Raw genomic sequence first — 21,618 nt, forward strand, 5'->3', positions numbered from 1 at the left:
GCCGAGCATCAAGGACTGGTCGCCATGCCCGACGTCGCCTTCGTCAACCTGTTCGCCGTCACCGCCATCGCACTCTGCGCCCCGCTCGCTCTCGCCCTGGTGCCCAAGCTGCGGATCCCGGCCGTCGTGCTCGAGATCGTGGTCGGGATCGTCGTGGGCCCCTCGGGGCTGGGCTGGGTGCACCCGGACCTGCCGGTCCAGATCGTGTCCCTGCTCGGACTGGCGTTCCTGCTGTTCCTGGCCGGGCTCGAGATCGATGTACACCTGTTGCGCGGCCCGGTGCTGCGTCTGGCACTGCTGGGCTACGTGATCACCCTGGTGGTCGGCTTGCTGGCCGGGCTGGGGTTCGCCGCGGCGGGTTGGGTGCGCAGCCCGCTGCTGCTGGCCATCAGCCTGTCCGCGACCTCACTCGGGCTGGTGGTGCCGGTGCTCAAAGATGCCCACCGCGCCGAGGGCCGGCTCGGGCAGACCGTGATCGCGGCCTGCTCGATCGCCGACTTCACCGCGGTGGTGCTGTTGTCGCTGCTGTTCTCCGCCACCGGCGGCGGCACCGGCGGCCGGATCGTGCTGCTGGGCATGTTCGTCGTCCTGGTGGCGGTGACCGCGGCCGTGGTGTCGCTGGCCGGGCGCTCGATGCGGCTCGGTGCCACCCTGACCCGGCTGCAGGACACCACGGCGGAGATCCGGGTGCGGGCCGCGGTCGTGCTGCTGGTCGCCTTTGTCGCGCTGGCCGAGGCGTTCGGGCTGGAGAGCATTCTCGGTGCGTTCCTGGCCGGCGCCGTGGTGGGCCTGCTCGACCGGGACAGTACGTCGCACCCCCGGTTCCGGATCAAGCTGGACGCTATCGGCTACGGCTTCTTGATCCCGGTCTTCTTCGTGACCAGCGGGTTACGCCTGGACCTGGGTGGATTGTTGGCGGACCCGACCGCGTTGCTGCGGGTGCCGTTGTTCCTGGTGGCGCTACTGCTGGCGCGGGGTCTGCCCGCGGTGCTCTACGCACAGCGTTTCGGCCGCCGGTCGGCGCTGGCCGCCGGCCTGTTGCAGGCCACGTCGCTGCCGTTCATCGTCACCGCGACACAGATCGGCGTGCTCATCGGTCTGATGACACCGGTGACGGCCGCCGCGCTGGTGTGCGCGGGGCTGTTGTCGGTGCTGCTGTTCCCGGCTGGGGCGCTGGCCCTGCTGCGCGGCGGCCGAACGGCCGAACCGACCGACCGGGAACCCGAGCAACTGACGCAATGAACCGGCGGATCGGCGAGATGCCCGTATATTCCGCGGGTGACCCTGCCCCCGGACGACGTGCTGGTGGCGGCACTGCGCGACGGGGACAGCGCGGCGTTTGCCAGCGTGCTCGACGCATGGTCGTCCTCGATGCTGCGGCTGGCCCGCTCGTTCGTCTCCACCCACGCCTCGGCCGAGGAGGTCGTCCAGGACACCTGGCTGGCGGTGCTCAACGGCCTCTGCGGTTTCGAGGGCCGGTCGGCATTCAAGACCTGGGTGTATCGCATCCTGGTCAACACGGCCAAGAAGCGCGGTGGCCGGGAGTGGCGCAGCATTCCCTGGACCAGCCTGCTACCGAAGGACGAGGACCACGGCCCGACCGTCGACCCGACCCGTTTCCAGGGTGCCGACGGCGCCTACCCGGGTCATTGGCGGCAGTTCCCGGCCGAGTGGACCTCGCCCGAGGCCACCGCGCTGCGCGGTGAGGTGCGTACTGTGATCTCCGGGGTGCTCGGTGAGCTCCCGAACCGGCAGCGCATCGTGATCAGCCTGCGCGACCTGGATGGGCAGAGCTCCGAGGAGGTATGCGACCTGCTCCAGATTTCCGCCGCGAACCAGCGCGTCCTGCTGCATCGGGCCCGCGCGGTGGTGCGCGAACGGTTGGCCGGCTACCTGGCTACCTCGACCGCCGGGGAGGGCCGCTGAGCGTGGACTGCAACAAGTTCGTCGAGCTGGTCACCGCGTTCCTGGACGGCTCGATGCACCCGGATACCCAGGCTCGGTTTGTCGAGCACCTGGCCATCTGTGAGGGCTGCGAACGCTACCTTGACCAGTTCCGCGTGACCATTCGGGAACTCGGCCAACTGCCGCCCGAAACCCTGTCCGCTCAGGCACGGGACAGCCTCCTCGACGCCTTCCGCGGTTGGCACGCTCGATAGCACCCGGGACCGGTTCCGGTGCGTGGAAGGGCCCACGGGAACGGTCCACTTGGTGGAACCCGTCGACATGACCGGCGACCTGCTCCCCCTGCTCGAGCTACGCGGTCGGTCTCAGGTTGAAACCTGGTCGAAGCTTGATGTGTAACGTCTGGGACGGCATCCGACTCTAGACCTGTATGAGTCGTCGCGCCTCTCGCCCTTCGCCGCTGCCCCGACGCCCTGTCCAGATCCTGCTCGCGGGCGGTGTCGCCCTATTCGTTGTGGCCCTTGGGGTGTTCGAGCCCTGGAAGCTGGTGATTGATCGGACGATCGACGAGTCGCCCCCCGGAGTTTCCGAGTCCGTTACCTTGCTTGACGGCCCGATGGCGCCAGCGGTGCTGGCGAGGGGCCAGCTGGTCAGCCACGAGCACGCGAGTACCGGCACGGTGGTGGTCATGCGACTCGCCGACAACTCGCGGGTGCTGCGGCTGGAGGACCTGCGTACCAGTGACTCCGTTGCTGCAAGTGTGGCTGGCCGCCGCGCCGGTTACCGAGGGTCGGGACGGCTGGTATGTGTTTGACGACGACCGCCACGTCGACCTCGGCGAGCTCAAGGGCAACATCGGCAGCTCCAACTATCCGTTGCCACCCGACGTCGATCTCGCCGCGCTGCCGAGCGTGACGATCTGGTGTGACCGGTTCAACGTGTCGTTCGCTGCAGCCGCCCTCAAGCCCGAATGACGCATTTGGCGCTGCCAATGGTGTGTCCGCGATTGTCGCAATTGCTCAATCGTGAGCGCACGCGTCGCCCAGCCAACAACCTCGGCTGTCTGGCGGGCTAGCACCCAAGCGTGTGATCACCGAGAGGGGCAGATCATCACGACCGGCCAGCCCGGGTCGCCCGTGACCACTTTCCGACAAGTGTGCACCGTGGACCCCACCGGGCACCTTGATGAACTCGTTCGCTTCTATTGCGACGGGCTCGGACTCTCCGAGCTGGATCGTTCTGTCAACCACGCCAGCTCTCGGAGCGTGTTGCTCAGATTGCCCGGCGCGGAGCACTACCTCGAGTTCCGTCAGGGCGACCTCGGCCACCTGTGCCTTCCGCCCACCAGCGAAAACCTGCTCGTGCTCTACTTTGACGACCAAACTCAAGTGGCATCGGTCGCCGGCCGGCTGGCCAAGATCGGTCATCCACCGGCTCAGGCGGAGACCCCTGTCTGGTGGGAGAACGGCGCTGTCACCGTCGAGGACCCCGATCACCGGAGGATCGTCCTAGTGCCGAGGCGCCTGTTCGACAGGGTGGTCGAGCCCTCGGTGGCTATTGAGTGGTATGCTGGCGACCGGAGTGCACTCCGCGCGCTGTTCGAGCTGGCGGAGGACTCCGCGACCGAGCTTGACTCGTACCTGTCCTTCGGGCGGGTCCTCGTGGCGAAGACGGGGTGCGACATCGTCGGGCACCTGCAGTTGGTGAACGCCGGCGCACCCGGTCTTGCCGAGATCAAGAACATGGCGGTGCGCGAAGACCAACAGGGGCGAGGTGTCGGTCAGCGACTGGTCCAGGCAGCTCTGACGCTGCTCGCCGCCGAAGAAGTGGCGCGGGTACGGGTTGCGACAGCGGCTGCGGATATCGACAATCTCCGCTTCTACCAGCGGCAGGGCTTTCGCATGCGCTCGGTCGAGCGTGACGCGTTCACCGAAGCGAGCGGGTATCCGCCGAACAGCGAGGTCGCGGGCATCATGCTGCGCGACCGGGTGTGGCTCGACCTCGAGCTCGACCCCGCGTCACGCAGCGTTCCCCCTCGATCTTCATCGACTCTGGGGAAGTACGTGCGATGACGCGGCTGACCGATGTCGACCTGTATCTGCGCGGAGCGGAGACCCTGCTCTCCAGTTGGGAGCAGTATGCCAGGGGGGCGAGCGGTGCCTCGGTGCAGCACTTCCGAGGCGGTGTCGCGGCGGTCTTCCCCAACGAGCCCGAGCGTGCGGTCTACAACAACGTGCTCCTGCAGCGCGGTCTCGCCCATGCCGACCGGGCCGACGCCCTGGCCGTGACGGAGGCTGTGTACGACTCCGCCGGTATCACACACTTTGCCGCCTGGGTGCACGAGAGCGACACGGCGATGCGCGGCGAACTTGAGCAGCGCGGATACACCCTCGAGGAGTCGACGCGCGCGATGGGCATGACGCTCGACGACATTCCCCTGCCCCGCCCGGACATCGAACTCGGGCCGTCCGACTGGCTCGAGTGCCTGCGCATCCTTGCCGTGCCCCCTGGTCTGCTGAGCGGTGCCGATCACACCGCCTTCCACGTCCTGGTCGCGTGTCTCGACGGCGAGAGCGTGGCCACCGCCCTGGCCTTCGACCGCGGCGGTGACTGCGGCATCTACAACGTCACGACACTGGAGCGTGCGCGGCGACGCGGGGTGGGGACGGCGCTGACCGCCGCCCACCTGCACGACGCGCTCGCGCGCGGATGTCGTACCGCGAGCCTGCAGTCCACGGAGGTTGCCGAGCGTGTCTACGTCAGCCTTGGCTTCCGTGATCTGGGTCGGATCCTCGAGTACGTCCCGCCGATCCATGAGCGAGCCAGGAGACAGGCAGCGGGGTGAGCACCGACTGGTAGGTGGCGCAAACGATCACGGCGCGACCCCCCGGCGGGTGCGTTTCACTAGTCGATCAGCGGTGTTCGCGTCGGCCTGTCACGATGTTTGCGCTGTCCTGGCCACCCTCTTCGACCTCGAAGCCGAGGGCGGTGAGGACATCAGCGAGGGCGTAATTCATCGTCTGCTGGATCTCTTCATAGATCGTGTTCCCTGGTGCGTGGTGCTCCGTCTGTCGGGCGTGCTGGATCCACGCGATCGTCACGCCGTCGGTCGAAGGGGTCAGACAGACGCCAGCAACTGCGTCCTGGGGGGCGCGATGTTGGAGGTCGAATCCGGTCTCCACGAGGGCGCTCGTCAGCTCGCGGGCCAGCGCGCCATATGGGTGGTGCGCGGCAAGTGCCTCGTCCTGTCCGTCGATGAGTCGGTCGAGCTGATCCGAGGGGTGCGCTTCGAACCCATTGTCCTCGGGAGCCGCAGATTGCTCGTCCATTGGAGTAACCGTTCTTCGTGACAGTTCAATGTTCGCCGTGTCGTGTTCTGAACTGGCTCCGGCGTCGTTGTCCGCTGCTGCGGTCTCCTCGCTGTAGCCCGGGCAGATCAGGTGGGTCGGGTCGACGTAGCGGGAGTCGGCGTTGACCGTTGGCTCACGACGGCCCGGGCCCTGCGCAGCGTGTGAGGGCGCTTGCCGACCGTGCCGCGCCGTAGGAGCTCTCGCGCGGCGACGTAGCCTGGTCCACCGGTGATGCCGCCGCCCGGGTGCGTTCCGGCACCGGTGAGGAACAGCGCGTCGACCGGTGTTCGGTAGCCGCCGAACCCGCGTGCGGGGCGCAGCGGGCCCGCGCGTCCGAGGGTCATGTCGACGTGGGTGATGTTGCCGCCTGTGGCGTTGACGAGGTTGCCGATGTCGTGGTTGGTGAGGACTTGGCGGCCGATCTCGAGTTCCTGGAGGCCGTCGTAGTACTGCGCGGCCTGGGCTACCACGCTGCGTCCGAAGTCTTCCTTCGTGGTTTCCCATCCGTCCTGGGGCTGGTAGGGGGCGACGGCGACGTAGAGGTAGAGGGTGTCCTGGCCACCCGGGGCTTGCGAGGGGTCCAGGGCGGTGGGGATCACTGGCCAGATCGACCACTCTCCGTCGCGTGCGAGCAGGCCGGCGGCGGACCGCGCGAACGTTCGCTCCATGGCCGCCTCGGTACCCAGCGTGTGGGAGGGCTTGCGCAGGTCCAGGTCGTCGCGGCGCCACTTCTGATGGCGCGAGAGCTGTAGGCGACCCGACAGCGCGATGTCGACCTTGCCCTGGCCGTAGTTGAGATTCGAGGTCGGGATTGCCCGCACGCGCCTGTTTTCGGTGGACGACAGGGTGTCGGTGGGCAATAGTCGCTCGAGCGTCTGGCGCGGGTCGCACGCCGCCAGTACCGCGGTGCGTGCCTTGATCTCGCGCCCGTCGACCAGACGGGCTCCCACCGCCCGGTTGTTGCTGACGAGGATCTCCTGGACCATGGCGTCGCAGTGGACGGTCCCGCCCCGTTGCCGCAGGCGTCTCGTGAGCGCGTCCGGGATCGCTTGGACGCCACCGATCGGTCGCTCGCAAGCGAAGCGGTGCATCGTGGCCATCCACAGGAAAGCCACGCCGGAGCCGCTCTGGTTGTTAGGGATCGTCGAGCCGCAGGTTGCGTGGATGGCGTCGCGTACGACTTGGTGCTCGAAGCGCTCGATCGCGATCTCGGTGATCGACGAGGCGACCATCGAAACGATGTCGCGCAGGTCCTTGCGGGACTTCACGGCGCCACGGAGGACCTGGCGCAGTGCCGCGGGCTCGGGCCGCGTGGGGTTGGTGACGGCCATGGCGAAGACCATGTCGGCGAAGCCGTCCAGCATTCGCGCGAACTCGAGGTAGACCCGGGCATCGGCGGGGGAGAAGCGCGCGATCTCCTCGGCGGTACGGGCGGGGTCGACCCAGAACGCGATCGACTCGCCTTCGGGTCCGAGGTACACGTGACCGGGGTCGATCACCGTGTGCCGCAGCCCGTAGCGCTCGAGCTCGAGCTCTTTGGACGGCGGGAAAGCGTCCCAGAAGAACGCATCGACCGAGAAGGAGTTGATGAGATGGCCGGGTGCCTGCGCGATCGGGCGATGGCAGGAGGTCATGCCCCCGACGCGCGGGTTGGCCTCGAGGACGGTCACCGACAACCCGGCGTCGGCGAGGTAGTTGGCGGCGACCAGGCCGTTGTGTCCGCCTCCGATGACCACGACGTCGCACTCCTCGAGGCGGACCGGACGGTCGGCGTGCGGTGGCGAGGCGTCGTGAGACGAGCGGGGCGCTGGCGGTCGTGTCATGGCGGGTTCCTCTTTGACGAGAGCTGCGCTCAGCGGTCATGGGACTTAAGTTGCTTGAGGTACTGCGAGGCGCACAGCGGCGTGTGGGGCTGACCGCAGTACGCCGAGGTCGTCAGGTAGGAGGGCAGCTGGGGATAGCTGTCGGCCTGCATGGACATCCACGCGAAGGGCAGGAAGTACCCCAGCGCGGATACCGTCGCCCATCCGGTGATCGCGAGGAACGACAGCAGGCCCTTGATCCGGCCACCGACGGCGAGTCGGTCAAGTCCGCGCTCGACCGCAGATACGCCAGCGGCGTCGCGCGACTGGCGCAGCCACGTGATCATCACCGCGAAAACCGCGGCGAACACGCAGTGGTAGACGGGGAACTGATAAATCTGCCCGGCGAACAGCGTCAGCAACGTCGGCGTACCCGCGAACACGTAGAGCTGCGGGTAGACCAGCGCGGTGAACTCGACGAAGAAGTCACCGATGGTGACGAGCACGAACAGCATGGCGTAGAGCGACACGCTGCTGGCCGAGGGCAAGCGCTGTCCCAGCCATGCGAGCACCCGGCCGCCGATGATGGCTGCCAGCAGGCCGAAGTACATGTACAGCGGCATCGCCCACAAGAAGCCCTCCGCCATCTGCCCTTGGCCGGGACTGGAGTACCCGGGGATCCCGTTCGACCACGCCCCGAGGTTCACCGAGTGGGCGTTCATCAGGAAACTCGGGTTGTAGTAGTTGAGGATGGGGTCGACCTGGTAGGCGAGCATGAGCCCCAGCAGTAGCTTGCCGTCGAACGGCACCCGTCGAGTCCGCAGCCATGGTCGGATGACCGTGAACCACCCGAAGCTCAGGACGGCCAGGACGCTGGCGACCTCCACCGTGCGCAGCCACCACAGGTACTTGTAGTGGTCGGGCCCCGGATCGGGCGGGGCGAAGTCGTCGGAGAGCGCCCACCTCACCAGGAGGTATACGAACGAGACCGCGACGACTCCTCCGAGCGCCGCCCAGAAGTTCACCGTGCCCGCGGCCCGCGAGCTGTCCCGCTGGCCGGCCGGGAGAGAAGCGTCTGTTGTCGCCGGTGCCACGGTCGCTTCCCTCACCCGGCGGTGGACTGCGTCGGGGCGGCGGGCACGGTGGTGCCCTTGGGTGTGACGAGCGTGCCGTCGGGCGCGATGCGCAGCGACGACTCCCCGCGTGAGAACGGGACGCGCGGGTCCGGGCAGGCCACGTCGGTGCCGGGGCCGCACACCCCGGAGGTGAAGTACGAGCGCTCCTGGACGTCCTGGGGCCAGGCGTCGCCGCGCAAGGCGATCAGCGCGTTGGGCACGTGGTAGAAGGCGAAGAAGATCACCGTGATCGCGCCGGAGACCGCGGAGAAGCGCATCCAGCCCTTCGTCCTGTCGGAGACGTTCAGCTGGTCGATGCCGTGCTCGGCGAAGCTTCGTCCCCGGTCGTCGCGGAAGTACCGCAGGGAGCCCCACGTCGTGTACAGGAGGCTGGCGGTGATGCCCTGATAGACAGGGAACTCGTAGTAGTGGCCCGCGTTCAGCGCCAGCCAGCGGATCGATGAGCCGTAGTGGTGGGAGCCCATCATCATGAACAGCGCCTCCCACAGCGTGCCGACCACCGCCATCGGAATGAACGCGATGAACCACATGCTCACGGCACTGATCGAGGGGTAGCGCTGGCGTGTCTTGCGGAACAGCGCATTGACGATCACCACCATCAAGAAGAACGCGCACGTGTACACGCCCGGCAGCCAGAGCAGAGGCTGGGGGATGTTCTGGGGGTTGGGCGACATCCACCCCGGGACGTGCCCGACCCAGGAGCCGAAGTTGACGAAATACGCGTTGTAGTTGAAGCCGGGAGTGAAGTAGTTGTAGAGCGGATCGGACCACCACAGCAGCGCGAAGGCCAGGATCATCAGGCCGTCGAAGGTGAACGACCCGGTGCGCATCCGTGGCCTGACCGCCTTGAACCAGATCAGGGCGAGCATGCCCGCGAACAAACCCCATTGCTGGATGCTCAGCGCGATCTGCATCCAGGTGGGCAGCGGCGTCGGGCCGGTGGGAACGCGGTGCGCCTCGCCCGCGATGAGCCAGGCGACGATCAGGTAGGCGGCGAACGCGAGAAACCCGAAACCGAGCGCCGCCCACCAGGTGATCGGTCGCGTGCGCTTCGGAACGACCGCGGCAGCGTCAGGAGTTGCCGCCGCCGGTGGGGCAGAGGTTGTCGCCATCAGGATCTCCTTCACTTGCCCGGGCCAGGGGCGTTGCCAGCGCTGGCCGAGGATCACCGACTTCCTGAAGTAGATAGACAGACTGCCCATCTATTAGCCTTGTGTCAAGCTTGCACCCGGAAAGGGCCGACCGCATCGATGAGCAAATCCGAGATCAGAACAGAGGACCGCCGGCGCACCCGCGCGGCCACGCGTCACGCGCTGCTCGCCGCGACCAAGGACCTGCTCGCTGACGGAACGACCTTTGCCGCGTTGAAGGTCGAGCACATCGTCGAGCAGGCCGGGATGTCGCGCGCGACCTTCTATCTGCATTTCCGCGACAAGTCCGAGCTCGTCGCCGCGCTCGCCGCCGACCAGGTCGCATGGCGAGACGAGATCGGAGCCGAGGCGCTCGCGGACCCCACCCTGAAGCGCGAGACGCTCAGCGCGATGATCACCAACATCGTCGCGCGCTGGGCCGAGAATCGCGCCGTGCTGTCGGCGATCATCGAAGTCGCCGAGTACGACCCCGCGATGGCCGATACCTGGCGCGCGGCGATGCACGAGGTCGCCGACAAATCCGCCCAGCAGTTCCGCGCACGTTGGGCCGGGCGCAGCGACGGTCCACACGACCCCGACACCGTCGCCGAGATCTTCACCTGGATGTTCGAGCGATCATGCCATCAGATCCTCAGGGACCCCACCCGCCAAGCGACGGTCGCCGAATCGATCGAAGAGATCATCTGGCGTGTCCTCGAGTACCGCACCTGACGCCGGTCCAGGTCGTTCGCCCGTGGGGCAATCGCATGCGCTCTGGACCTGAGGATCGAATATCGATTCTCACGTGCTCGACGGCAGGGTGTCGTAGATAGCCAGGGCCGCATGCAGCTCGATGGCCCGCTCGGTGACGGGGCATCCCAGCAGCTCCTCGATGCGTTGCAGCCGGTAGCCCACAGTATGCGCGTGCACGCGCATCCGCCTGGCCGCCTCGCGCTGGTTGAGGTGGGTGTCGAGCAGCATCCGCAGGGTTTCGCGCAGCCGATCGTTTGCAGGGGTATCCCCTGCGAGCGGGCCGAGATACCACCGCATCATCCGGCGCGCCCGTTCCGGATGACTGCTCAACACCGAGATCAACGCGACCGAGCCGTACCGGGCCAACGGTCGGCCGATCCGCAGGGCGGTATCGAGCGCTTCCTGTGCCTGCTCGTGCGTCTCCCGGAACCCAGTCAACCCGTCCCCCGGCTCACCAATGCCGACCGTGGCACCGACCTTCTCCCCGAGCCGGCTGATCGCCAGCTGGTAGTCCGGGGTGATGGGCCCGTCGATTGGGTTCGTTACGGCAATCCACATCCAGGCGCTGTTGCCACCGGTGGGAAGCACGAGCGGTCGCCCCGAGCCCGGTGACAGCGCAGCGATCCGCTCGGCCAGCACTGCCGCGGTCGCCGCCTCAGACCCGCTCGGATCATCTTCGACACGAACCACGAAGCCCACGTTGCGACGGGACACCTCGTAGCCGAGCACCATGCTCAGCTCGGCGGGATCAGGGTCGGTGCGCAGATGCAGCAGGTCGTGGATCACCGCGATCTTCCGGGCGGTGGGCCAGCGCAGGTGTGCCAGCCGGGAGCTTCGGTACTCCTCGCGCAACCGGCGCAGGGCGGCGTTGATGAAGCGGAAGACGATCTCGGAGGTTGCCTCGAGCACCGGCCTGAGCAGGGTCGGGTCGTCGACGCGCTCGAATGCGATGCGTGCGCAGCTGCGCCACAGCGCGGCATGCCCGACCCTGTAACCGTCCAGCAACGACTCCACGTCCAGTGACCGATGGACCAACATGTCCATGTACCGCAGAGTCTCCGACGGTGGGGGTGGCGGCGTCGGGACGTCATCGCCCGTGACCGGACCTCCTCCCGCTACGGAGGGTCGCCGCAGCAGCTGCACGACGATCCGGATGTTGGCCTGGCAACTGAGCAGAATCTGGTGCTCACCCTCCGCCCCGAGGTCGGGCATCAGCGGCACGATGTCGTCCGCCAGTACGCGTGCGTTCGCCATCTCGTCCTCTGCGAGCCCGGCGGCGATGGCCGCCAACCCCTCCTCGACGGTGGAGACCGCCGCAGGCATGTCGCCGTTGGGTCGGCGGGGACCTGGATCGTCTGCCGCAACCCTTGGCGAACCTTTGGTCATGTGTGCCATTCCCTCCGCCAGGATCTGCTCCTAAGCTTCCCGCACTGCCGAAGAGCACTTTCTTTCGGGTGAGCACGATGCGGAGGACTGCAATGCGTTTCATGGTCGCAACGGAGGCAGAGACTCCACTCGGAACGACTCATCATCGTCGATACAAAGAGGTCTTGGAAGAGGCCAGATTCGCCGAGGAAATGGGCTTCCACACCTGGGGAACATCCGAGCAGCATTTCATGAGCCCGGTGTCGTGCGTATCCGCGCCGGAGGTCCTCTACGGGGCTGTCGCCGCACTCACCTCACGTATCCGTATTCGGCACGCGATCGTGCTGCTGCCGTTCGCCTTCAACCATCCCCTGCGGGTGGCCGAACGCATCGCCACGCTCGACATCGTCTCCGACGGGCGTGCTGAGCTCGGCGTCGGCCGAGGCAACCACCTGACCCAGCTCGGCGCCTTCGGCGGAGACGCCGAGCAGACCCGCCCGGAGATGCTCGAGTCCGTCGAGATCATTCAGAAGGCCCTCTCGCAGCCGACCTTCTCCCACCAGGGCAAGCTGCTGCAGATTCCCGAGGTCAGCCTGTGCCCCCGCCCGGTACAGCAGCCGTTTCCGCCGATGTTCATGGTCGCTACCAGCTTGGAGAGCCACCGGCACGCCGGTCAGCTCGGCATCGGCGTGCTCAGCAACGACAACTGGATGGGCTGGGATCACCTGCGTAAACAGTCCGATGCGTACGAGGAGGGACGCAAGGCCTGCGAGACGGAGTGGGGTGCCGGTACGAGGCCTTCCACCAAGAACTTCACCGCGTTCACCGGGTATGTGGGCAACGACGAGACAGAAGCCATCGAGGTCGGCGGCCCGATCGCCATGAGTTTCCTCGGCCCGGTGCTCGAGATGTTCTACGAGCCCCTCGCGGAGGCCGCACCCAGCTACGCCTACATGAAGCAGATTCGGGAGTCGGTGGGAGACGTGATCGAGACCGGCGATATCAGTGGGCTCGTGGAGCGCACGCCGAACGTGCTCGTCGGTACGGCGGAGCAGATCATCGACAAGATCGAGCGGCTTGAGATGCTCGGCTACGACGACGTTGGGTTTCGCATCGACGGGCACACCCACCAAGGAATCATGGAGCAGCTCGAGCGGTGGGGTAAATACATCATCCCGCATTTCACGATGCCGAACAGCGTCATCCCGAAAAATATGACCGTTCCGGGCCGAGTGGGCTGAGGAGAATCACCGTGACGAACAACGACGACATCACTTCCATGCTGCAGAGCTGGATCGGAGCATTCTGCACGGTCGACTCAGTGACAATGCTGACGTTCTGGCCTCAAGACTATGAGGACATCGTCTACCAGTCCGAGGAGAACGCCCGGGTGCTCACCACCTATGCCGAGATCAAGACCTACTGGGAGGAACAGATCCCGGCTTCTTTGGAGGGCATCGCCAAGATCGAGGACACCGACATCCGCATCCACGTGCACGGTGGCGACATCGCCACCGTCTACCTCTCCGCGCTGGCCTCGGCGAAGTTCCCGGGCAGCGAGCATCTGTACGTGGCCCCTTTTCGGGCCAGCATCGTGTTGCGGCGGTTCTCCGAGGGTTGGAAGTTCGTGCACTACCACGAGTCCCGCATCCTGGACCTCGATCTGGTGACCGAGGCGCTGAACAACGGCGGTGCCTCCGAGCTGACCTACGGGAAGGTCGCAAGCGCCGACTGACAGTGCCGCCGACGCGTGGGCGGCCCACGCCAACCGTCGAAGTCCCGTAGAGAGCTCAGAAGCGGTATGCGCCGACGACGACCGGCTGCCTGGCCGCGACGGCCGACTCGATGCCGCGCTGAGCATACTCCGCGGCGGGCTCTCCAGGAGTTGCTTAGGGCGTGTCCTGCTCACCGGGTTCCGGCCGACCCGGCAAGGGAGAGGTTGCGGAGTCGGGCGGTGTTGTCGAACGACCCGAAGCCCACCCTGCCGGAGTTGAAACTCGTGTCCGTGGCCGTCATGAGCGGAATCCGTGAGCCGTCCAGGTACACCGCGATCGTTCCCAGGTCGGCGCAGTGCAGCACCCGTACCCGATGCCACCGCTTGTCGGTGATCGCGGGCGCGGCACCCTTCTTGCGGCTCGCGTCCCATTGATCGTCGATTCGTCGCCGATCGGTGTTGTTGACGATGAAGATGCCGTTGTGCGCGTAGGACGTGTTGGCGGTGGAGAGATGGACGTAGTAGAACTCCGTGTCGGAGCGGTAGCCGAACACGATGATCGCGTCCCGGGCACTGTCGTCGAGAGTCGAGTCCAGCTGGACCTCGCCCTCGATCTGCACCGAGCCGAACTCCGAGCCCGCCGACAACACCGCATACTCGAACGGACGGCGAGGACCAGGACGTTCCGTTCCGGCCTCGGCGAGGATCGCTTCTGTCCCCGGGAATCGCCACTTTCCGGCGGTGATCGGGGCCCAGTTGTCCGCCGTCATCACGTCCGTCATCGTGGTGTCGGCGACGTCGCAGGCGGCGGCCGTCTCGTCCCGTTGGGGCGGTGCCGGGTCGGGCGGCGCCGGTGGATCCGGCGGTGCCGAGCAGGCCACGGCGAGCAGCGCGCCGGCGATGATCGTCGACAGGCGGCGCGACCGGGACGTCGACCCCGTGCCCGTTGACATCATCGGCTGGCCATTCTCCAGGCGTGCCTCTCTGGGCGGGGGCTGGGGCTTCGCAACGCAGGGTAGCGGCGAAGGGATCACTTCGTGGGCAGGCCAGGAGCTCCGCGCGTCCCCTTTCCGCGCTGGTCGTCCGGCGGGAAACCCCATAGTCTGATCACGATCGGTCGCGGCGCGGCTGTCCCCGACGCCGGCCGGCGCGGGGCCGGCGCCCGGCGTCATGCGGCACTAGGGGGGCACGTGGTCGATGACGAACCGGCGCGCCGCCGCACGCGGACCCGCCTGGTCTGGGCGATGCTGCTGCTGACTCTGGCGGTACCGGCCTGCGGGGGCTCCCCGGAGCCGGCGGCTCCGACGCCGGCCGGGCCGGCCGCGTCGCCGGAGCAGTCCCCCGAGCTGCCGCTTCCGCCGTTCACTCCGCCGTCGTTCCCGCTGCCGGAGCCCCGACCGGACGGCTTCGGGGTGACGCTCACCAAGTTCCTCACCCTGCCGCGGTCCGAGCTGATCCCGCCGGTGTTGGACGCCAGGCTGGAGCGCTACAACCGGATCAACTATTTGGGCGAGATCCCGGACGGCTCCGGGCGGCTGTTCGTGCCCGACATGAACGGGATGCTCTACGTCATCTCCGGCGGCAATCCGGCTCCGTACCTGGACGTCGGTGGCCGGGTCGGCCCGGACTTCTTCACCCAGAAGGGCCTCGGCTCGGGCCTGTCGTTCGCGGCCTTCCACCCGGACTTCGCCCGCAACGGGAAGCTCTACACTGTGCACACCGAGGCCCGCGGCGCGCTGACCAGGGCGAAGCCGAACCTGGGGCCGACACCGGCGCGCACCCAGATGCACAGCGTGCTGGTCGAGTGGACCTTCAAGGATCCGGCGGCCGCCACGTTCGACGGGACCCGGCGCGAGCTGATGCGCATCGGCTTCGTCGGGACGTACCACAGCATCCAGCAGATCGACTTCAACCCCACCGCCAAACCCGGCGACGAGGACTACGGCCTGCTCTACCTCGTGGTCGGGGACGGCGGGGCGGTCAACACGGCGGCCGACGACGGGTTGACCAGCAAGGTCCCGCAGGACCTCACGGTGCCGCAGGGGAAGGTCCTGCGGATCGACCCGCTCGGCACCAGCCCCGGCAAGCAGTACGGGATCCCCCGGGGCAATCCGTTCGTCGGCAAGCCCGGCGCCCTCGGCGAGATCTACGCGTACGGACTGCGCGACCCGCACCGCTTCAGCTGGGACCCCGAAGGCGCCCGCTCGATGCTGCTGGGCAGCATCGGGGAGGACAATGTGGAGTCGATCTACGATGTGCGCCCGGGTGACAACTTCGGCTGGAGCGACCGGGAGGGCCCGTTCGTGGTCCAGCCCGCGAAGAACTGCCTGGTCACGAAGCTGCCGGCGGACGACCGGCGCGGCTTCGTCTACCCGGTCGCCGCCTACGGCCACACCATCCCGCCGGGGATCAAGCCGTGCTCCGACACTGGGCACGCGGTGATCGGCGGGTTCGTCTACCGCGGCGAGGCGCTGCCCGAACTGCGCGGGAAGTACGTGTTCGCCGACGGTGTCTCCGGGCGGATGTTCTACACCGAGGCCGCCGAGATGCGCCGGGGCAAGCAGCTGGCGACGATTCACGAGTTGACGCTGTTCGACGAGGCCGGCGCCGCGATCACCATGCGCACGACGGCCGGCGACCCGAAGGTGTTGACGGCCGGCAAACCCCGGGTCGACCTGAAGTTCGGCATCGACGGCAGAGGCGAGCTGTACGTGCTGGCCAAGGCCAACGGGACGATCTGGAAGGTGACCGGCACCAAACAGGTCGAGCCGCCCGTGCCGTCTGCCACGCCGGCACCGCAGCCCTCCCCGTCGCGCTGACCTCCTAATGGGGCCGCTCTTAGGTGGAGCCGCTCCGAGCTGTCACAGCTGTCACTCTGTCACTTCGGGTCCCGCTGGTTTACCTCAATGAGATCAACCCCGGCCACCGCCCAGATCCACGTGAGCGAGCCACTGCGCCTCGATGCCTACGGCGTCGCCGCCACCATGGTGCCCGTCGGCGGCCATACGCCCGGCTCCAGCGTCGTACTCCTCGATGACGGCGACGCCGTGGTGGGCGACCTGTTCCGAGCTGGCTTCGGCCTGGGCCGCATCCGCCCCGGCCACCCACTGCGGCACTACTTCGCCGAGCACCCCGACCGCGTCCGGCAAGGGCTGGACCTCGTGCTGCGCCACGACCCGGCCCTGCTGCACGTCGCTCACGGCGGGCCCAGCGTGCCGGTCGGCGAGATCCAACGCCGACTCGACCAGATCGCTCCCCGTAATCGGCCGTGATCGCGGGACTGTTCCAAGATCGGTGTTTCCGGCCCGACACGCCGGGCCGTGGTCCGGCGGGATGGGCACTGTGAGTGATGACATCTGACGCTGTGAGCACAGAGAAGAAGATCAAGGGGTCGGACCGGGGGCTGTCGCCGGAGCAGGCGGCCGCGGCGGCGATGGTGGCCGAGGCTCGGCAGCGTGGGCTGAAGCTCACTGGTCCGAACGGGCTGTTGAAGCTGTTCACCAAGAACGTTCTGGAAACGGCGCTTAATGAGGAGATGACCGAGCATCTCGGGCACGAGAGGCATCGTGCCGATGCTGGTCGTGAGTCGACGAATGTGCGCAACGGCACCCGATCGAAGACGGTCATTTCTGACGCTGTCGGTGAGGTGCGGATTGAGGTTCCTCGCGATCGGGAAAGCGCGTTCGAGCCGCGGATTGTGAAGAAGCGTCAACGGCGACTCACCGATGTGGACGAGATCGTGTTGTCGCTCTATGCGAAAGGGTTGACGACCGGGGAGATCTCGGCGCACTTCTCCGAAATCTATGGCGCGTCGGTGTCGAAAGAGACGATCTCACGGATCACTGACAAGGTCGTGGCCGAGATGCAGGAGTGGGCCAGTCGGCCGTTGGACGCGGTGTACGTGGCGATCTTCGTTGATGCCATCGTGGTCAAGGTGCGGGTTCTGGCGCACGTTGCGTGATTTGTGCTGGTTGGTATCAGCAGGCGTGGAGGACTCGCGTGCGCAGGAGGTCAAAGTTGGCGCGGCCGAACATCTGTCGCTTCAGCATTTTGATCTTATTGACGGTGCCTTCGACCCGGCCGGAGCTGTGCTGCAGGGTCAACCCGGCGTGGACGGCGGCCTCGTCGCGGCGCAGGTTGCGGGCGAAGGACGCCATCGGTGTCAGGGTGTCCTGCTCGACGGCGACGATCCATTGTCGGAGGTCTTCGCCGCGCAGCTCGGTCATCATGGTGGCGAATCCTCGGACGTGAGTGGTGAGCCGGTCGAGCTCGGTGTCTGTCTCCCGGATCTGGCTCAGATGCTGAGCGTGCTCGGGGCGGAGCCGGTCTGGGTGGGTCATGATCCAGCTCGTGACCTCGCGGACGGTTGGGGGTTTCGGGCCGGGTAGCGCGGCGTGTCCTCGACCGTCGCGGAATTGGCGTAGGTAGCGCTGGACGGCCAATTCCCCGCCCGGATAGCCGAGTTTCTTGATCTCCCGGAACAGGCCGGTGGCGTTGCGTTGACCCTCGTTCCACCTCTGGTGCAGATACTCGATGTGCTCATCGACGAGGTGCGCGCGTTGCTCGGTCTTGGCGGTGAGGTCCTCGACCGAGCGCGCTTGGATGAGCTTGCGGACTGTGGCCGGGTGTAGGCCCAGCTGGCGACCGATCGCCACTTTCGACAGGCCCTGCTCCCAGAGTTCGTGCACCGCCGAGCGCTGTTCCCGCATCCGGGTGACGATCTTCTTCTCCGGAACAGACCGGATCAGCGGTGGCGCCGCCCCTGGTCCGGCGGCTGTCGCCGAAGATATGCCCGCGCAGGTGACAGGGGTGAGGTGGGCGCGGTGCGCGTTGACCGTTTTCTCCACGGCGTGGCCCAGGTTGCGCCATAGGTGCCACCGATCGGCGACCTGCACGGCGTCTGGCGCGCCCAGTCGGGCTGCTTCGGCATAGGCGCCTGCGCGGTCACGGCAGATCACCTCCACCCCGGGATGATCGAGTAGCCAGGCCTCGAGGGTCGCGGTCTCGCGGTCGGGCAACAGGTCGACCGGGCGGCCGCCAATCATGTCGATCACGACGGTGCCGTAGACATGGCCGCGGCGTAGAGCGAAGTCATCAACGCCGAGCACCGGTAACTTTCCGACGTGTGGGTCCGGCAGGCCGCGCAACAGCCGCAGCAAGGTGTCGCGGCTGGTCGGCATTCCCAGCCGCGCGGCCAGTCGAGTTCCCGCTCGTCCGGCGAGCGCGACCGCGATGGCGGTCAGCGCCGAGCGCAGCAACGACGTGTGCCGCAACCGCGGACCGGTCAACGCCGCGGGCTGCTCAACGAAGGTGCGCGCCGCGCACCTCGGGTTGTCGCAGAAGAACCTGCGGACCCGCACCCGCAGCACCACCGCCCGATCCGCTATCGGAACATCATCCAATCGCCGCTGATAGCGGCTGTGCACGCGGGCCGAACCATGCCCGCACCGCGAGCACTCCGCCCCGGCCGCGCGGACACGAACGTCCAAAATTATCCCGGCGCCGCCGGCGGTCACGGCCTCGATGACCACCGACTCCAGATGCGGCAGCAACACCTCAAGATCACATTGCCGTGATCTTTCGCGAGACCGATCCACAAATTCCTACGACACGCCGAGTACAGGGCCGATCACGCAACGTGCGCCAGAACCAAGGTGCGGGACGGGCAGGTCACTAACCGGCCCATCTACGCCGCTATCGGCGTCACCGTGGACGGCCGCAAGGACGTGCTCGGGTTGTGGGCCGGCACCGGCGGCGAGGGGGCGAAGTTCTGGATGAGCGTGCTGGTCGATCTGAAGAACCGGGGTGTGCGTGACGTGTTCTTCGTGGTCTGCGACGGGCTGAAGGGCCTGCCCGAGGTGGTCGAGAACGTATGGCCACTGACCATCGTACAGACGTGCATTATCCATCTCATTCGGAATACGTTCCGGTTGACCTCACGCAAAGACGCCGACGCGATCAAGCGCGACATCAAACCAATTTACACGGCGCCCAATCCCGATGCCGCGCTCGTCGCGTTGGACGAGCTCGAGGAGAAATGGGGGAAGAAATACGGTGCGATGATCCGACTGTGGCGTGGCGCGTGGAACGAATTCGTGCCGTTCCTGGACTACGACATGGAGATCAGGAAAGTGCTCTGTTCGACCAACGCGATCGAATCACTGAACGCACGATACCGCCGGGCCGTGCGAGCACGCGGGCACTTTCCCAGCGAACAGGCCGCGCTCAAATGCCTGTACCTTGTGACCCGCAGCCTGGACCCCACCGGTACAGGCCGCGCACGATGGACGATGCGCTGGCAACCCGTGATCAACGCCTTCGCCATCACCTTCAGTGACCGCTGGCCGGCCGCTGAAACCTACTAACCAAACCGCCGGAAACACCGATCATGGGATAGACCCGTGATCGCGGTCACCGGGACCAAGGCGCCGGCTCTGCGGTGTTCGATGGCTGAGCCGAATGGCCGGTAAACCCGGATTGGGCCGTTAGGTGCGGTAGGCGAGCACTCCCATCATGCCGGCGTTCTCGTGGTAGGCGTTGTGGCAGTGGGTGACCCACAGTCCGGGGTCGTTGGTGTCGAACTCGCAGGTGACGCTGGCGCCGGGGAGCACGATGACGGTGTCCTTGCGTGGTCCCCCAGGGCCGCCGACGGCGAAGGCGTGGCCGTGGAGGTGCATCGGGTGCCACATGGTGGTGGTGTTGATGTAGGTCATCCGTACCCGCTGTCCTGAGGTGAGAATCGCCAGCGGCGGTGCCGTGAGGCTGTACCGCTTGCCATTGATGCCCCAGTTGTAGCTCTGCATGTCGCCGGTCAGGGTGAGTGGGATGGTCTGGTCGATGGTGTGCGCGGGGAGCCGGTCGCTGCTGGCGGCGGTGAGTTGGCCGACCTGGCTGCCGCCCACGAGAGTGCCGTTGAGCTCCGCGGGGCGCACGGTGGCCGGCGGGACGGCGCCGTTGCCGGTGCGGACCAGCGCCAGCGCGGTTTGGTTCTTGCCTTCGGCCAGCGCGACGAGGGGGAACACGCCGTCGGCCAGGGTGACCAGGACGTCGTAGCGCTCGCCCATGCCGAGTAGCAGCGTGTCGGCCTGGACCGGGTTGATGGGGTGGCCGTCGGTGTGCACGACCGTCATCCGGTGCCCGCCGAGCGCGACGCGGAATGCGGTGTCACCGCCGGCGTTGATGAAGCGGATGCGGACCCGGCTGCCCGGCTTGCTGGTGAACGTCACGGGGGCGGTCGGCACCCGGCCGTTGATCAGGTAGTACGGGTACCTCACATCGCCGGCGTCGCCCCCGAGCAGCGGGCTGGTCGCGTTCATCAGGATCGCGCTGGATCCCGGCATCGAGCCGGTCGATGGTGAGGGGCTGCCACCCATGGGCATGCCACTCATCGGGGCGGCCGATGGCGCGGGGCTCATCCCCGGCATGTTCATGCCGCTCATGCCGGGCATGTTCATGCCGGTCATACCGGGCATCGGAGTTGAGCTCGGAGGTGCGGTGCCGCTGTCCATCCCGGGCATGCCCTTGTTGAGCGCGGCGGACACCTCCTCGGGGGTGAGCCCGTCAACGCCGTCCAGCCAGTCGTCGAGCACCACGGTCCAGTCCTCGTCGTAGGACAGCGGCTCGTGTGGGTCCTCGATGATCAGTGGTCCGTACAGGCCGCGGTCGAACTGGACCCCGACGTGGGGGTGGTACCAGTAGGTGCCCGGCTCGTCGACGACATAGCGGTAGGTGAACGACCCGCCGGCCGGAATCGGGTTCTGGGTGACGTGGGGGACGCCGTCCATATCGTTGCGGATGGCCAGGCCGTGCCAGTGCATGGTCGTGTCCTGTGGCAGATGGTTTGTCACACCGATCTGTACCTGGTCGCCGGCGTTGACTCGGAGCTCATGCCCGGGGACGACGCCGTCGTAGCTCCAGGTCGCGACGGTGGGGCCACCGAGGTCGACCATGCCGGGCGTTGCGCTGTAGCTGAACGTGCGCGTGACGCCGTCCCGGTAACGGCTCGCGTCCACCGCGTTCACCTGCGGCCCGTCCGGCGTCACCAGCGCAGCCGCGGCCGGCGCCGGGGAGCCTTCGCGGCTGCAGGCCGCGAGCAGGCCTACTCCGGCCAGCGCTAGCCCGTCCCGAAGGACGGCCCTGCGGCTCAACGGTCTACTGGAGCTAGTCACTGGTTGCAAATGCCCCTTCGGAAGCGGAATGGAGCAGGAAGGGGCGGGACCCTTCAGGGGCACGAGCGGCGGCGCTGGCGCAGCCGCGACAGCCACCGTGGCCACTTCCCACGATCACACCCTGCTGGCGATTGGCCTTCCCCGCAGGCGGCCAACTTCGCTACCGGCTAGCCGGAAGTCGCACCGTGTGAGCCCCTCGCGCCGGGGTTCGTCAGGCACGCAGGGACGGAGATCCATCGCCTTCACGACGTCCTTGCCCAGATACCCTCTATGAGGTGCGCCGGGTCGATGACCT

19 protein-coding genes and 2 pseudogenes are annotated in these 21,618 nt (G+C 67.1%); 13 read left to right on the forward strand and 8 right to left on the reverse strand.

What is annotated here, in order from left to right:
- Positions 1-24: 24 nt before the first annotated feature.
- The 6 genes from ACTXG6_RS06110 (at position 25) to ACTXG6_RS06135 (ending at position 4,750) form a co-directional block, all read left to right on the forward strand.
- A complete protein-coding gene (locus ACTXG6_RS06110) occupies positions 25-1,242 on the forward strand; it encodes a cation:proton antiporter (RefSeq protein ID WP_445186781.1) in 1,218 nt (405 codons plus the stop codon).
- Positions 1,243-1,278: 36 nt separating this feature from the next.
- Positions 1,279-1,926 carry an RNA polymerase sigma factor gene (locus ACTXG6_RS06115; protein WP_445186782.1) on the forward strand — a complete coding sequence of 216 codons (648 nt, stop codon included), beginning with the start codon at positions 1,279-1,281 and terminating at the stop codon, positions 1,924-1,926.
- Between the two features lie 2 nt (positions 1,927-1,928).
- Positions 1,929-2,159 (forward strand): anti-sigma factor family protein, encoded by a 231-nt coding sequence (locus ACTXG6_RS06120; protein WP_445186783.1) that lies wholly within the window; start codon positions 1,929-1,931, stop codon positions 2,157-2,159.
- A gap of 486 nt (positions 2,160-2,645) precedes the next feature.
- Positions 2,646-2,879: a DM13 domain-containing protein gene (locus tag ACTXG6_RS06125; RefSeq protein ID WP_445186784.1), complete on the forward strand. Its 234-nt coding sequence runs from the start codon at positions 2,646-2,648 to the stop codon at positions 2,877-2,879.
- Between the two features lie 189 nt (positions 2,880-3,068).
- Positions 3,069-3,977, forward strand: coding sequence for a GNAT family N-acetyltransferase (locus ACTXG6_RS06130; RefSeq protein ID WP_445186785.1), 909 nt, complete (start codon positions 3,069-3,071; stop codon positions 3,975-3,977).
- Positions 3,974-4,750, forward strand: a complete 777-nt coding sequence (locus tag ACTXG6_RS06135) for a GNAT family N-acetyltransferase (RefSeq protein WP_445186786.1) — start codon at positions 3,974-3,976, stop codon at positions 4,748-4,750. Before ACTXG6_RS06130 ends, ACTXG6_RS06135 begins: the two co-directional genes overlap by 4 nt.
- Positions 4,751-4,817: 67 nt before the next feature.
- On the opposite strand, the gene ACTXG6_RS06140 is transcribed toward ACTXG6_RS06135, so the two are convergent.
- The 4 genes from ACTXG6_RS06140 to ACTXG6_RS06155 all read right to left on the reverse strand — a co-directional run bounded on the left by ACTXG6_RS06140 (position 4,818) and on the right by ACTXG6_RS06155 (position 9,305).
- On the reverse strand, positions 4,818-5,234 hold the full coding sequence (locus tag ACTXG6_RS06140) for a hypothetical protein (protein WP_445186787.1): 417 nt from the start codon (positions 5,232-5,234) through the stop codon (positions 4,818-4,820).
- Positions 5,235-5,341: 107 nt separating this feature from the next.
- Positions 5,342-6,991 carry a phytoene desaturase family protein gene (locus ACTXG6_RS06145; RefSeq protein WP_445186788.1) on the reverse strand — a complete coding sequence of 550 codons (1,650 nt, stop codon included), beginning with the start codon at positions 6,989-6,991 and terminating at the stop codon, positions 5,342-5,344.
- A gap of 116 nt (positions 6,992-7,107) precedes the next feature.
- Positions 7,108-8,151 (reverse strand): spirocyclase AveC family protein, encoded by a 1,044-nt coding sequence (locus ACTXG6_RS06150; protein ID WP_445186789.1) that lies wholly within the window; start codon positions 8,149-8,151, stop codon positions 7,108-7,110.
- Between the two features lie 11 nt (positions 8,152-8,162).
- The gene (locus ACTXG6_RS06155; RefSeq protein WP_445186790.1) at positions 8,163-9,305 is read right to left on the reverse strand and encodes a spirocyclase AveC family protein; all 1,143 of its coding nucleotides are present in this window, start codon (positions 9,303-9,305) and stop codon (positions 8,163-8,165) included.
- Between the two features lie 138 nt (positions 9,306-9,443).
- Between ACTXG6_RS06155 and ACTXG6_RS06160 the strand changes: the two genes are divergently transcribed.
- On the forward strand, positions 9,444-10,055 hold the full coding sequence (locus ACTXG6_RS06160) for a TetR/AcrR family transcriptional regulator (protein ID WP_445186791.1): 612 nt from the start codon (positions 9,444-9,446) through the stop codon (positions 10,053-10,055).
- A gap of 69 nt (positions 10,056-10,124) precedes the next feature.
- Here ACTXG6_RS06160 and ACTXG6_RS06165 read toward each other — a convergent pair whose 3' ends face one another.
- The gene (locus ACTXG6_RS06165; RefSeq protein ID WP_445186792.1) at positions 10,125-11,399 is read right to left on the reverse strand and encodes a PucR family transcriptional regulator; all 1,275 of its coding nucleotides are present in this window, start codon (positions 11,397-11,399) and stop codon (positions 10,125-10,127) included.
- Positions 11,400-11,554: 155 nt separating this feature from the next.
- On the opposite strand from ACTXG6_RS06165, the gene ACTXG6_RS06170 reads away from it, so the two are divergent.
- Positions 11,555-12,682: an LLM class flavin-dependent oxidoreductase gene (locus tag ACTXG6_RS06170; protein ID WP_445186793.1), complete on the forward strand. Its 1,128-nt coding sequence runs from the start codon at positions 11,555-11,557 to the stop codon at positions 12,680-12,682.
- A gap of 11 nt (positions 12,683-12,693) precedes the next feature.
- Positions 12,694-13,176: a nuclear transport factor 2 family protein gene (locus tag ACTXG6_RS06175; RefSeq protein WP_445186794.1), complete on the forward strand. Its 483-nt coding sequence runs from the start codon at positions 12,694-12,696 to the stop codon at positions 13,174-13,176.
- Between the two features lie 170 nt (positions 13,177-13,346).
- Here ACTXG6_RS06175 and ACTXG6_RS06180 read toward each other — a convergent pair whose 3' ends face one another.
- A complete protein-coding gene (locus ACTXG6_RS06180) occupies positions 13,347-14,108 on the reverse strand; it encodes a hypothetical protein (RefSeq protein WP_445186795.1) in 762 nt (253 codons plus the stop codon).
- 237 nt (positions 14,109-14,345) lie between these two features.
- On the opposite strand from ACTXG6_RS06180, the gene ACTXG6_RS06185 reads away from it, so the two are divergent.
- From ACTXG6_RS06185 to ACTXG6_RS06195, 3 genes and pseudogenes are all read left to right on the forward strand, one after another.
- Positions 14,346-15,974 carry a PQQ-dependent sugar dehydrogenase gene (locus ACTXG6_RS06185; RefSeq protein ID WP_445186796.1) on the forward strand — a complete coding sequence of 543 codons (1,629 nt, stop codon included), beginning with the start codon at positions 14,346-14,348 and terminating at the stop codon, positions 15,972-15,974.
- An 87-nt stretch (positions 15,975-16,061) separates the two neighbouring features.
- Positions 16,062-16,427 (forward strand): hypothetical protein, encoded by a 366-nt coding sequence (locus ACTXG6_RS06190; protein ID WP_445186797.1) that lies wholly within the window; start codon positions 16,062-16,064, stop codon positions 16,425-16,427.
- A gap of 92 nt (positions 16,428-16,519) precedes the next feature.
- Positions 16,520-17,095: pseudogene (locus ACTXG6_RS06195) on the forward strand (transposase); the annotation flags it as partial.
- Positions 17,096-17,132: 37 nt separating this feature from the next.
- Here ACTXG6_RS06195 and ACTXG6_RS06200 read toward each other — a convergent pair.
- Positions 17,133-18,710: an ISL3 family transposase gene (locus tag ACTXG6_RS06200; protein ID WP_445183634.1), complete on the reverse strand. Its 1,578-nt coding sequence runs from the start codon at positions 18,708-18,710 to the stop codon at positions 17,133-17,135.
- A gap of 96 nt (positions 18,711-18,806) precedes the next feature.
- Here ACTXG6_RS06200 and ACTXG6_RS06205 point away from each other — a divergent pair.
- Positions 18,807-19,520 (forward strand): annotated as a pseudogene (locus tag ACTXG6_RS06205) (IS256 family transposase); the annotation flags it as partial.
- Positions 19,521-19,640: 120 nt separating this feature from the next.
- On the opposite strand, the gene ACTXG6_RS06210 reads toward ACTXG6_RS06205, so the two are convergent.
- Complete coding sequence (locus tag ACTXG6_RS06210; RefSeq protein ID WP_445186798.1) at positions 19,641-21,302, reverse strand: multicopper oxidase domain-containing protein; 1,662 nt, start codon at positions 21,300-21,302, stop codon at positions 19,641-19,643.
- Positions 21,303-21,618 lie beyond the last annotated feature (316 nt).

Source organism: Pseudonocardia sp. Cha107L01 (assembly GCF_052566575.1).